Raw genomic sequence first — 13,693 nt, 5'->3', positions numbered from 1 at the left:
CTTTCGTATCGTGATGTGAATCCAGGCTATGATTAGCGTAAAAATCTATTGCGAATATAGTAAATTTTACCTGATTCAAAAAAGACTCTATGTAAGTATACGGTTTCTCGTATCAGAAAACTACATGAATTCAAGAGGCTTGTGAGCTGGTTGTAAACTTACGTTGTTAGGTTAACTGCGGAATTGATGGATGTGCTGTAAGCCTGGGTTAAACATAGGGTAGACACGGACCTGAGCATGCCTAGAGCACCGTAGAGTCTATCTGAAAATCGTTCATTTTCAGGGTAATGAAGTATCGTATGTATAGCTGGTTTTTACCTATGAAGATGATACACTAACACTATATCCTTATTTTGGAGGAATGAAGCTAATGGAAATTAAAGATATGACAGGACCTAAGGAACTCACGGTTCAAGAGATTATACTGCACCTCACAGAGGGGATAACACTTCCGGAAAATACAGTGGATCAGCTGATCACGGGTTCACCAAATCAGTTTGTGACTGGCATTGTAGTTGCTTTTATGCCTACACAACAGGTCATTGAACAGGCTATTCAGGTCGGAGCTAATCTGATTATTGCCCATGAATCCCCATTTTATAATCATCACAGTGCGACCGACTGGCTTGTGAACAATTCCGTTTATACGGATAAAAGAACATTGATCGACCAAGCAGGCATTGCTCTTTTTCGTTGCCATGATATAATCCACCGTTTCGAGCCAGATGGCATTACAGATGGACTCATTCAGGAGCTTGGCTGGATTACATATCTGAGCGGGCGAACGGCAGAGTCGGATATAGTTACATTTCCAGAAGGAATGACCGTTCAGGAAATTGCTCAACATTTAAAGCAACGTCTGGGTATTGACTATGTCCGCATTGCGGGCAATTCTGAAATCGTTTGCAGACGCGCTGCCGTTCTGGTTGGATTTCGTGGAAATGGACCCGTCACGATACCTCTTCTTCAGAATGAACAGGTGGATCTGATTATCGCAGGGGAAGGATTTGAATGGGAAACGCCTGAATATGTTCGTGATGCTGTGCAGCAAGGTAAATCCAAAGCACTCATCATGGTTGGACATGCCGAAAGTGAGGCCCCGGGAATGAAGCTTTTGGCGGACAGACTGAAGGAGTCTTTTCCAGAGACCAAAATTACTTTTGTGAAGGAACAGCCTGTATTTAAGGTGTTTTAACGTTAGGCTAGGTTAGAGAACATATTGAACTACAGCTGACATACCTTTTTACGTAACTTGTCTCATTTATAAACCTGACGATCCTCAGTGAAGCTATCTCCTCCATTTTTCCACATATCCAGCGTTTTGACTTCGTTTGGTGGAATAGCGTTCCTGGGATCGTTAATCCACTTCTTTCTTCCTCCCCTTCCTCCCCTTCCTACCTTCCATAGCTACTTCTTTTCTTGCTTTTCTGGAATATCCTGAAGCTTTAGTGTACGCTAGATGCTGTAAATTTCAGACTCAGGACATTTGTCCTTGGCTGTTTGGAGATATTTATCATTTAATAGAAGTCGAAGTCATGCATTGAAGGAGTGTACGGAGAAAGATGAGAGGGATTATTTTTGCCTTGCTGGGCGGAGCCTGCATTACGCTACAAGGGGTTGCTAACACCAGAATCAGTACAGATATAGGCACATGGCAGGCCGCCTCGATCACCCAGTTAACGGGATTTATACTCGCGGCGATCATCCTGATGTTTGTGCGGGACACCAATCTTCAGGGAATTAAACAGGTTAAACCGATGTATCTCGCCGGAGGAGCATTTGGTGCGGTTATTATTTTCAGTGAAGTCTCCGCGATTCAGCAAATTGGCGTCACTTTTACGATCTCGGCTTTGTTGATTGCCCAATTGTTTCTAACTTTTTTGATCGACAGCAACGGATGGTTTGGCGTGCTTAAACAAAAAATGAAACTGCCGCAATTCCTAGGCATTGCTCTAATGATCGCCGGTGTCATCATTATGAAGCTGTAGTTTCATTACAATTAACGCAGAGGTGAGAACCGCATGGAAGAGATTCATCAATCCCAGCAAATTATGGACTATTTGAAACAGTATCAATTGGAGGCGGTTTTTCACGAACACCTACGTCCTCATATGACCCTATGTCAATTTGAAAAATGTGAGCTCATCTGCCGCGAAGGCGAAGCTTCCGAATACTTATATGTCCTGGTAGAGGGGAAAATTAAAATTTTCACCACCTCTCCACAAGACAAAACACTCGTGCTCTGTTTCAAAACACCCCTTGAAGTGGTGGGAGATATCGAATATGTGCGTGAAAGTAACATCGTTAACACCGTTCAGGCGGTGTCCCCTGTTGTAATGCTCCGTATTCATTACCGCTGGCTTACTGAGCTTGCCAGTGATTACGCGCCATTACTGCAATTTTTGCTAAAAATCATCTCACACAAGTTTTACATCGATTCGAACTTTTCGAACTTTAATCTGATGTATCCGGTGGATGTTCGCTTAGCCAGTTATCTGTTATCCATCTCAACGGATGAAGGCGGAACCGTACTGCATGAGGAACTGGATGCTTTTAACCTGACGGACATCGCCAACCTGATCGGCACCAGTTATCGCCATTTGAATCGGGTGATTCAGAAGCTATGTGCTGACGGTTATATTCAACGGGATCAAGGATTAATCCGCATTAAAAATCGTGCAGGCCTTAGACACATTGCGGGACACAACATTTATGAATAAGGAGTTAGGACATACATGATCATTACAGGTATTTTACTTGCGCTTCTGGCAGGTTCACTGGTCAGTCTGCAAACGATATTTAATAGTAAAGTCAATGAACGCACCGGTTCATGGTCGACCACAACGATGGTGTTATTTACCGGATTTATTGCTTCTTTTGTAATCTCCTTACTCGTTGAAGGAAAAAATACATTTAGCATTCAGCACATGCAGTCGTGGTACTGGCTGAGCGGTGCGATTGGTGTAGGCGTCGTCTTCTGTCTCGTTCAAGGCATGAAGTTACTCGGACCAACTTATGCGATTTCCATCGTATTAACCTCTCAGTTAAGCTTCGCTTTACTATTTGATTCGATGGGCTGGCTCGGTCTGGAGCAAATTCCGTTCTCATGGAACCAACTTATTGGTGTACTTGTCATTGTAGGTGGCATCGTGCTCTTCAAATTTGGCGGACTGAAAAAAGAAACATCCGATTCATCGGATAAGCAAGCCCACACTGTGCCGAGTAAATCTTAATCAAAAGAAAAGAGCGTCTTCCAATCAAACTGGATTGGATAGACACTCTTTTTAATTCAAACCTTTTAGAGCCTAATTAAATTTAGAACATACGTAAGTAAGTTAAGTAGATTGCTCCGGAGTCACGATATTAATCAATCAAAAAATATCAGACTGAGTGAGTAATTAGCTCGCTTACACAAACTCCACGTTATGATATACCTGCTGCACATCTTCCAGGTCTTCAAGCGCATCGATCAGCTTCTCGAACTGAACTTGTGCATCCGCAGGCAGTTCAATGTGGTTTTGCGCCAGCATCGTCAGCTCGGCTACCGTGAACTCGTTCACACCCGCAGCCTTAAACGCTTCCTGTACCGCGTGGAATTGATCCGGTTCTGCGTATACGATAACCGCTTCATCTTCATCCACGATATCACGAACGTCTACATCTGCTTCCAACATGACTTCCAGCACTTCTTCCGCATTTTTACCTTCAACGCCGATGACTGCTGTAGGATCAAACATGTAAGCAACGGAACCACTCACACCCATGTTGCCCCCGTTTTTGTTAAACGCAGAACGCACTTCAGGTGCTGTACGGTTTACGTTATTCGTGAGCGCATCCACGATGACCATCGCACCGTTTGGCCCGAATCCTTCGTAACGCAACTCTTCATAGTTCTCATCGCCGCTGCCTTTTGCTTTTTCCATCGCACGGTCAATGATGGCTTTAGGTACGTTATACGTTTTGGCACGCTCCAGAACGACCTTCAGTGCACGGTTCGCTTCCGGGTCCGGTTCGCCCTTTTTCGCCGCTACATAGATCTCAACGCCAAATTTCGCATAGACCCGGCTTGTGTTTGCGTCTTTTGACGCTTTCTTTTCCTTAATATTATTCCACTTACGACCCATATCGTTTCCGCTCACTTTCAACATGTAATCTGCTTTCTACTTTGTCATTATATCGTGTTGCGCTTGGTTCAACAAGTTCATCTCATCAAACGATTCTGCTTCTGAGAAACAAAAAGCACTCCGTAAGGAATGCTTTTTGGGTAAACGTCAAGTTACGCGTGGAACTGTCTTCCGTCCAGCACTTCAGGCACATAACCCGCACGGATCACGAAATCTCCGAAATGCTCGCCTTCATTGCGCTCTTTGGCATATTGATTAATCATCGGTGTCAGTGTGTCCAGAATCTCATTTTCACCGATATTTTCGCGGTACAATTTGTTCAGACGATGACCTGTAAAACTACCACCGAGATAGAAATTGTACTTGCCTGGTGCCTTTCCGATAAAAGCAATCTCTGCCAGCATCGGTCTGGCGCACCCATTCGGGCAACCTGTCATACGAATGACAATCTCTTCATCCCTCAAACCCGCTTCATCCAGTACAGGCTCCAGTTTGTCGATCAAGGATGGCAGGTAACGCTCGGACTCAGCCATGGCAAGACCACAGGTTGGGAGTGCGACACAAGCCATGGAACTTCTGCGAAGTGCTGAATAATGCGCGCCATCCGTCAGATTGTATTGTTGCATCAATGCTTCAATCTTTTTCTTTTTCTGACTGCTAATGTTACCTATGATCAGGTTTTGGTTCGCCGTCAGACGGAAATCTCCGGTGTGTATTTTGGCAATTTCACGCAAACCCGTCATGAGCGGATAACCATCTACATCTTTTACCCGTCCATTCTGAATGAATAACGTGTAATGCCATTTGCCATTACTGCCTTTCACCCAACCATAACGATCCCCATTATGGTCAAAATGATACTCACGTGCCGCTTCCAGACTCCAGCCAAGACGACTCGTTAACTCATCAACAAACCACTCCAGACCATGGTCATCGATTGTATATTTGAAACGCGCATGTTTACGAACCGCACGATCCCCGTAGTCACGCTGAATCATGACCGTTTTCTCTGCAACATCAATCATCTGCTCCGGCGTGCAGAAACCAATAACTTTGGATACCTGAGGATATGTCTTCGAATCTCCGTGAGACATGCCCATTCCTCCGCCAACAGATACGTTGAACCCTTGCAGTTTGCCGTTCTCTACAATGGCGATAAAACCGAGATCCTGTGAAAATACATCCACATCATTGGAAGGCGGTACCGCGATACCAATTTTGAACTTACGTGGCAAGTATACTTTGCCGTAGATCGGTTCAACCTCTTCGTCCGAATCCTGGGAGTCAATGATCTTCTCCCCGTCGAGCCACAGCTCATGATATGCACGAGTTCGCGGATCGAGATGATTACTCACCTGACAAGCCCATTCATACACTTCGGCATGAACTTCAGACTGATTCGGATTCGGGTTGCACATCACGTTACGGTTAACGTCTCCACATGCAGCGAGTGTACTAAGCAAAGAGTCATTGACCTCACGAATCGTATTTTTGAGATCCCATTTCAACACCCCGTGCAACTGAAACGATTGCCGAGTGGTCAGACGGATCGTCTGATTCGCATATTTATGGGCAACACGATCCATCATCAGCCACTGCTCCGGCGTTACGATTCCCCCGGAAGCACGCACACGTAGCATGAACTGATATGCAGGCTCCAGCTTGGATTTATTACGCTCATTGCGCAAGTCACGATCATCCTGCATGTAACTGCCATGATGTTTCATCAGCCGGTTATCATCTTCGGGAATTGAGCCGGTAATGCGATCGGCCAGTGTCTCCGTGAGACTTCCACGCAAGTAATTGCTCTTGATCTTTATATCTTCCACATCGCTGTTGGTACGTTGCGGATTAAGTAAGTTATTATAAGCCATGCCGCTTTCTCCTCTCGTTTCTGCGGAATATAACCTTTCGGCTTAGCCTTGGATTAATACACATCCCGCTGATAACGTTTCTCCTGTTGTAACCGTGTCATGTATTCCACAGCCTGCTCGGATGACAAGCCGCCTTCCTGCTGTAGAATCGTAATCAGCGCCGCATGTACATCATGAGCCATTTTTTTCTCATCGCCGCAGATATACACGCTTGCTCCATCCTGAAGCCATTGGTACAATTCCTTGCTATGTTCCAGCATACGGTGCTGTACATATACTTTCTGTTCCGTATCACGAGAGAAGGCAACATCCATTTTCGTCAGAACGCCATCTTTGAGCCAACGCTGCCACTCCGTTTGGTAAAGGAAGTCTGTAGAGAAGTGCTGGTCCCCGTAGAAGAGCCATGTTTTTCCTTCTGCACCCGTTTCTTCTCTTTCACCAAGGAAAGAGCGGAATGGAGCAACCCCTGTTCCAGGTCCAACCATAATGATTGGAGTATCCGAATTCTCGGGTAATTTGAAGTTGGGATTATGCTGAATATATACTGGCAAAGTGTCACCGGCTTCGATACGTTCAGCGAGATGTACCGAGCATACGCCATAACGTTGTCTGCCACGTGCTTCATAACGTACAGTCCGAACCGTTAGATGAACCTCGTCCGGGAAAGACTTCGAACTGCTTGCAATGGAATACAGACGTGCTGGTATTTTCCGAAGAACCGCTAGAAATTGAGCGGCTGGAATGCCCTTCAGCGCGTAGTCCTGAACCACATCTAGCAGATCGGAGCTATTCATGACGTTACGGAATTCGGAATCATTGGCGAGCAATGCTGTTAATTCGTTTCCTGAACTCAACTTGGCGAGTTGCTCTGCCACCGGTTTGGTTACTGCTGTAATCTCGTAATGACGCAGCAGTGCTTCGTAAACCGATACTTGATCTCCATTTTTGTTCACCGTAACCCGTTCGTCTGCGTTCCACCCCATAGCTGCAATTAATTCATCCACGAGGCGCGGATGGTTTTCCGGGAAAACACCCAAGCTATCGCCCGGCTCATAATCCAGATTGGAACCTTCCAAAGACAGCTCAATATGGCGTGTCTCACGATCCGATCCTCGGCCGTTCAAGTTGAGATTTTCCAGCACCTCTGCCTTGAACGGGTTGGTACGGTTGAATTCCGATTCTCCACTGCTTACCGCTGCTGTGATTGCTTCACTGGTTACCGCACCGGCTGTAGTTGCTGCGCCGCTAAGCGAAGCAAGCACATCGTTCATCCACGCCGCAGCCGGCTCATCAAAATCAACATCGCAGTCTACGCGCGGAACCAAAGCTGTTGCGCCCAGTTCCTGTAGTCGTTTATCAAAATCCTTACCCGTTTGACAGAAGAACTCATAAGAGGTATCTCCAAGCGCCAATACGGAATAACGAAGTCCGTCCAGCTTTGGAGCACGTTTGCTATTCAAAAACTCATGAAAAGGAATTGCATTATCCGGCGGTTCGCCTTCTCCATGTGTGCTGACCACAATCAGAAGATTTTCAATTTTCTTCAGTCCGTTCGGTTTGAAATCTCCCATGGATGACAAGGTTACTTGCAGTCCCTGTTCTTCCAGCTTCTTACCGAGTTTTTTCGATAATCCAATGGAATTCCCTGTCTGGGAACCGTACAGCACCGTAACTTCACGGGAAACGGCAGGAGCACTGACCGGCGCTGCTACCGGATTTTGTCCAACTTGCCCAATAGTCTGTGCTGTTGCCACACCTGCTTGATACGCTGCAATATACCCACCAAGCCAGAGTCTTTGTCCGTCCGTTAATGTAGGAATAAGTCGATTGAGCAATTCTACCTGCTCTTGATTAAAAGGACTATTTGTCACTTGAAGTTCCACCATCTGCCACCTCACGCATTACTTCGATTTTAATTCCTACTAAAATGATCATATTAATTTCTTCTCTCTAGAACCTAACACACCGGGGGGTGAGGGTCAATTTCAATGATTTTATACCATTTATCAGTTTCACTGATAAAGGAACAAAACGTGAAAATCACCTCGTTGCAAATACATCAACAACAATCGACAATGAACAGCAAAAAAAGCTTGCTTTGACCTGACTTCAGGTGAAAACAAGCTTCTTTCTATTTTATAAGTTACAGTGATTCATCACTTTTTCCAGACCAGCTTGCTCATCATTGCATAGATCAGCGTAGCAGATTCGGCTCGGCTGGCTTCAGCCGCAGGTTTTACTTCACCGTTGTAACCACCTACGATGCCCAGGTTCACAAGCGCAGCTACACTTTCTCTTGCATACGAGTTGATCTGAACTGCGTCCCGGAAACGGGCAAGATCAGTTGCGGAAGAATTCTGTGCTTCATCATCAATGAGTCCAGCCGAAACAAGCGCTCTTACTGTTAAGGTCATCATCTCCTGACGAGTAATCGTGGACTCTGGCTTGAAACGTCCATCTCCAGCCCCATCCGTAATACCGAGTGATCGTGCTATGTTAACGGCCTTATAATAAGAAGATTGTTCATTCACATCCTTGAATGGTTCAGTAGAACTCCCGTTTAGGCCGAGCGAAGCTACAAGCCACTGCACATATTGCCCGCGTGTCATATCTTGCTTTGGATGAAGCTGTCTGGTGTCCTCACTACCTGTTGCATCCACCACGCCCCGAACAGCGAGTGCCTCCATCGCTTTTTGTGCCCATGGTACTCCGGCTAGATCCGAAAAGTTCTCTTCCATAGATAAGGCAGCATATGCACCAGTCAAGGATAAAGCATTTGCAGAAAATATAATCTCACCGCGTTGCGGATCGTAATAACTCTGTGGCAGCGGTTTGATTTCCCCGCTTGCTCCAATTTGCACAGCAATCACTTTATCAGCGACGGTATCTTTCGAAGAGGTATACGGTAATTCAATTGAAATCTCTCTATCAGGCATGAAGTTCTGATGATTAAGGCTAAATTCGATTTGCACACCATGTCCTGCTCCCAAACGATCCGTTATCCCTTGCGAAAGCGGTGTGCGGATCAATCGAATAATTGCCGTACCCTCATTGGTTCCCTCTTTTGGCAGCAAATCAGCGGGAAGCTCAACCGTCGCAAACGCAGACACGATACGGAAAACATCGGATTTCTTCTGCTCCAGCAGGGATGAAACTGGCAGGGCCAGCTCATATGCAGCCGCTTCCGGAACAGACTTCAAGCGAAATTCAACCAGACGTTGACCTGTGCCTGTAAGAGGTGCGGCTTTGACCGCAGCTTCAATCGCTGAAGCATCCACTTTGGACTGTGCATTTCCTTCTGGAGCCGAAGAGGCTTGCAGTTCAAGAACAGCGCGGTCCTTTTCTGTGACAGGTTGAGTTGACGACTGCGATTGACCTGTGCCTGAGGTACCATTATTGTTGCCTATCTGACCACCGTTGCCCGGGTTTGAACCATTTCCATTATTGCCGCCTGAGCTATTTCCTGATCCTCCGCCAGAATTCCCTCCCGAATCATTGCCGCCTGGAGATATTGTACGTGCAGGCACTTTAATGATCAGAGGCGTCGTTATCGCTTTGCTCCCATCAGAGGTTCGTGTGATGGCAAGTTCAATCCAGACCGTCGTCTCACTCGCTGGTAAAATAATGCTTCCGTCCAGTTGGACTACAGACGGAGCTGTGCTTGAATGAACGGATGCCGTAAAACCTTGAGGCAACACTGGCAGTTTAATTTTTACAGAAGCCGTCGTTGGCTGTTCGAGTGTTGTAATGCCTGAAGCCACGTCAGCAGCCGTCTGGCGAGTTGTTGTGATTTGATAAGGATCAGACAATCCTTTGATGGATTGGCTTGCATCGTCCAGTGCCTCGACTTTGTAATAGTAAACCGTATCTTCACTCAGCCCAGAATCCGTATACTCTGGAAGCGCGCCGGAATAAACTATTTCGTAAGTTCCTTCTTCTTGATTCGAACGATACAGCTTATAGGTCGCCGCACCGTGTAATGTATCCCAGCCAAGTGTTACACTTGAAGGCGTGGCGGAAACAGAGTGCAGCCCCCCGCTACCGTAACCAGGGGACGATATATCAGGTTTTACAATCATGATCCAGCTGATCAGCGGGTCTTGGGAAGCAGTATTACGCACCGTGATATCCAGTTTACCGTCTGACACTTGAATACCCTTTTGCGCCCGAACACTTGCAGGGATATAGGTAACCGCCCCGGTATTCGTACCGTTAATTAACAAATCCGCACGGCGTGAAGTATTCGTCCACGGGTCATTGAATCCCGCATACACATCATACTCACCGTTTGGTACATCAAAGCTATAGGTCAAATCCTTGCCTTTAGGCGAGTTGCTGACATTGCCGCCATTCAGATAACGTACGGTCGAGAAAATATCACCGCCGTTCGAACCGGAAGGCAGCGCATCGGCACTAACATATCCCCAGGATTGACCATTAGCCGGAGCATACATCTGATCTATAATTCCCGGATGCATGAGCGTATCTTGCATATAACTACTCATCAGCTTGTAATCTGCCGTATCATAACCACCGCTGTTCACAAAATATAATGTATTCTCGGGAATGACATACACACGAACTGCCTGTGTTTTGTTGTTATACTCAGGGGTCGTGATCTGTAGCGTAAGCGGTCCAGGCTTGGCAAAATCCTCCGCTGTCATCGCACGATGATTAATCGTCCAGACGGCTGGCGTTGACACGAGATTATTTCCATCACGCACCTTTACCGTGGAAGGAAGCACTGGAACTTCGCCAAGCTTCACCGCTTCAGGCAGTTTATCTGCGATATCTACCTTACCCATGGAATCCAGCAGATCAGGTGTCCAGCTGTTATACCACTTGATCGCAATGTCTGACCCTATACCGAATTCGATTGGCAAAAACACGTACTTGGCTGCATCGTTGGCGAAATTGCCTCCGTTCCACATATCTCCTACATAAATAAACTTGCCCTTTTCCGGATCAACCGGGATGACTGAAGTTGCCTGTGTACCAAATGCCTTCCCGGGATCAGGATCACTCGGCAGTGTGCGGACAAACGGATTTGTCATCGCCGACCAAGGTCCGAAGATGTGATCCGCGACCGTAACTTTGTTCTCATTAGGAGCCCAGCCCGTTGCACCCGATGTTATAATATAGTATTTGCCCTGATACTTGAACATGGCCGGTGCTTCTCGCTGTCCACCCGGGAATACCCGGACATAGTCTACGCCGTATTCCGCCTGATATACGCTATCGCGAACAGGATTGCCTTTATCATCCTTAAGACCTTGCTTATGCCAGCCTGTGACGTCACTGTAATCCTCGGTGAGCTTGGAAATGTATAACGTCAGATTTTCTTCGCTGGAGTAGATCAGGTAACCCGTGCCGTCATCATCCTTAAATAGCGTCATGTCACGGGCCATACCTCTGTCACTTGGGAAATAGTCCTTCTCGCCTTCAGGAGCCATGTCCATACGGTAACTTTTCTGATATATAAAAGGTCCAGCAGGTGAGTCACTGATTGCATAACCGGCCTTCGCTTTACCGTAATTCGCATTATTATTGTAAGGGTCCTTGTCTCCATCCATATGAGCCCACATGACATATTTTTTCGTTTTATCATTGTAAATGACCTTTGGCCGTTCGATAATCCGTCCTTTGCGAATATCAGCCCAGATGTCCACACGATCCTCGCGACCTGCATAGAGTTCCTTGATTAACGGGTTTGTGTCAAAATCATCCATCGATTGCAGCATCGTCAATGCCATGCCTTCGTCTGTCCAGTTCATCAGATCTTTGGAAGAATAGGCACGCACCCCTGCAGCTGGCCACCCCCCGGTATGATATTCGCCATACCAGTAATATTTTTCTGTTTTTTCATCGTAAAAGAAACCTGCGCCATGAGCATCAATCGGTTTGCCGTTTTGATCCGGCCACATTTGTCCTGGCGTAATACTTGTGCGCACCGTGGATACACCAAGCGGTGCAGATACAGGAGTGTCCATTCCGTCCACTTTGGCCTGAATTGTATAAAAGTATCCCGTGCCCATCGTCAAACCTGTATCGTCTAACGAAGTAGACTTCCCTGTGTAGACTTGCTGATACGTCCCCGAAGCGCTTGTCGCCTTCGAAACCGTGTAGGAGACTTCCGATCCGGGCAGTGCAGCCCATCCTAAGGAAATGGACGTATCCGTTATAGCAGTAACACCAAATCCTGAAGGAGAATCTACCGTGTACGTCTGCGCTTCCGCTGTACTAAAGGCCGATTCACCCGCAGCATTGTACGCCGTCACCCGATAACTGTAGTTCTTTCCAGGCTCAAGTGCCTGATCTGTAAAAGACAATAGGTTGCCGTCATATACCTGTTCATAATCTTCCGTTCCTTGCTCGGCGCGAACGACACGATAACCATTCGCCTTACTGACCGTATTCCAGCTCAATTTGACACTTGTCGCTGTCAACGCTGTCGCCTTCAAGTCCCCCGGTGCCTGTGGTGCCTCGGCAGCCGTTTTGGCTTCAAGCGGGACAGACCACTGTGACTCGGTTAATGCCCCGTAGTCATAGGCAAGTCTGTAATAATAGGCTGTATCCGAGCTTAGTCCTTCATCTACATAACTTGTTGATGACGTCTGACTTACATAAGAGTAGCCGCCTTCCTGCGTGTTCGAGCGATACAGACGGTAACCCGTTGCCCCTTCAATCTCCGGCCAATGCAATGAAATTGAAGATGCCGTCTCTCCATCCTTTGCAAGCACAGCTTCATTCACTCGAGGCGGCTCCGCAATCATTACATCATCAATATGTACGGTCTGCCACTTATTTCGAATGCCAACGGTACCGGTTGCAATAGATGTATCGTTCAGATCAAAAACCAATCGGTCCATCCCATTTTCGACGATATAACCGCGGATGGAGGTCCCCGATACCGACACTTTAAGCGTATACCATGTATTTTTACTGAATGCATACTCCACCGATTTTAGCGTGGTATCTGCGCCATTTACTCTTTTGCTGAAAACGAGTTTGTTGCCTGGCACCTGCATTTGGAAATAGTAGTAGTTGCTCTTGTCTTGAAACCGCGGCAAAATACCGGGAAATCCCTCACCCGCTCCTGTATAAAAACGCATCGACACTGTCTTGTCCGGTGTGGGCTCCCCCGTTGTGATAAAGCCTTCATCGGTCCCATTTTGAAAAAGAACCTGGTTGGCTGCGTCCGTCGGATCTGATGTCACTTGCCACTGGCCTGAGATCACGTGCCATTCTGGTGAAACGGTATAGTCCCCATCGGAAAAATCGTCTTGAATTAACAATCCGGGAATAAGAGCTCCATCTGCAAGAACCTTGTTCGGGTACATCAACGGTCCTGAAGATAACATCAGTGCAGCGGATAATAGAATTGCAACCGGTTTTCTCAGTTTATCCAATCTCGATTCGCTCCTTTGCGCCTGAATATATAAGCAAGTTCCTTACATATTCAGCGTAGTGGTTAAACACGCCCTAGTACACATGAATCAGTCCATTGGGCCTCAGACCATGCTTCTTCCGCTGATCACACCTCCCCATTCAATGAAACCGGTTTCATTCAAGAGCAAAAAAAGCCCCGTTTACTCAGGCAGGTGCAATCATGCACGTTACGGAGAACCGAGAACCGTTTCTTTTTTGCCCATGTCGTCAAACAGGTTTCTTAAACACAAAATGTAACCGCTTTCT

General features: G+C 46.7%; 8 protein-coding genes. 4 read left to right on the top strand and 4 right to left on the bottom strand.

Annotated features, from left to right (window positions below; translation table 11 throughout):
- The first annotated feature begins 370 nt into the window (after window positions 1–370).
- From ACT89M_RS13220 to ACT89M_RS13205, 4 genes are all read left to right on the top strand, one after another.
- Entirely contained in the window at window positions 371–1,195 is an 825-nt protein-coding gene (locus ACT89M_RS13220) for a Nif3-like dinuclear metal center hexameric protein (protein ID WP_260510859.1), read from the top strand.
- A gap of 367 nt (window positions 1,196–1,562) precedes the next feature.
- On the top strand, window positions 1,563–1,988 hold the full coding sequence (locus tag ACT89M_RS13215) for a DMT family transporter (RefSeq protein WP_090924008.1): 426 nt from the start codon (window positions 1,563–1,565) through the stop codon (window positions 1,986–1,988).
- A 33-nt stretch (window positions 1,989–2,021) separates the two neighbouring features.
- Window positions 2,022–2,720, top strand: coding sequence for a Crp/Fnr family transcriptional regulator (locus tag ACT89M_RS13210; RefSeq protein ID WP_154889435.1), 699 nt, complete (start codon window positions 2,022–2,024; stop codon window positions 2,718–2,720).
- 18 nt (window positions 2,721–2,738) lie between these two features.
- On the top strand, window positions 2,739–3,233 hold the full coding sequence (locus ACT89M_RS13205; protein ID WP_154889595.1) for a DMT family transporter: 495 nt from the start codon (window positions 2,739–2,741) through the stop codon (window positions 3,231–3,233).
- 174 nt (window positions 3,234–3,407) lie between these two features.
- Here ACT89M_RS13205 and ACT89M_RS13200 read toward each other — a convergent pair whose 3' ends face one another.
- From ACT89M_RS13200 to ACT89M_RS13185, 4 genes are all read right to left on the bottom strand, one after another.
- Window positions 3,408–4,124, bottom strand: a complete 717-nt coding sequence (locus tag ACT89M_RS13200) for a YebC/PmpR family DNA-binding transcriptional regulator (protein WP_154889597.1) — start codon at window positions 4,122–4,124, stop codon at window positions 3,408–3,410.
- Window positions 4,125–4,276: 152 nt separating this feature from the next.
- Entirely contained in the window at window positions 4,277–5,998 is a 1,722-nt protein-coding gene (cysI, locus tag ACT89M_RS13195; protein ID WP_154889439.1) for an assimilatory sulfite reductase (NADPH) hemoprotein subunit, read from the bottom strand.
- Window positions 5,999–6,051: 53 nt separating this feature from the next.
- Entirely contained in the window at window positions 6,052–7,881 is a 1,830-nt protein-coding gene (locus ACT89M_RS13190; protein ID WP_308722020.1) for an assimilatory sulfite reductase (NADPH) flavoprotein subunit, read from the bottom strand.
- 273 nt (window positions 7,882–8,154) lie between these two features.
- Window positions 8,155–13,407, bottom strand: a complete 5,253-nt coding sequence (locus tag ACT89M_RS13185; protein WP_308721877.1) for an S-layer homology domain-containing protein — start codon at window positions 13,405–13,407, stop codon at window positions 8,155–8,157.
- Window positions 13,408–13,693: the final 286 nt, after the last annotated feature.

This window comes from Paenibacillus sp. NN59 (assembly GCF_057597225.1).
Note: the sequence above shows the minus strand (reverse complement) of the source record. Positions and strands in the feature narration are given on the sequence as shown.

Coding starts and splice junctions, on each gene's coding strand:
- ACT89M_RS13220 (WP_260510859.1), top strand. CDS start 371: ATGGAAATTAAAGATATGACAGGACCTAAGGAACTCACGGTTCAAGAG.
- ACT89M_RS13215 (WP_090924008.1), top strand. CDS start 1,563: ATGAGAGGGATTATTTTTGCCTTGCTGGGCGGAGCCTGCATTACGCTA.
- ACT89M_RS13210 (WP_154889435.1), top strand. CDS start 2,022: ATGGAAGAGATTCATCAATCCCAGCAAATTATGGACTATTTGAAACAG.
- ACT89M_RS13200 (WP_154889597.1), bottom strand. CDS start 4,124: ATGGGTCGTAAGTGGAATAATATTAAGGAAAAGAAAGCGTCAAAAGAC.
- cysI (WP_154889439.1), bottom strand. CDS start 5,998: ATGGCTTATAATAACTTACTTAATCCGCAACGTACCAACAGCGATGTG.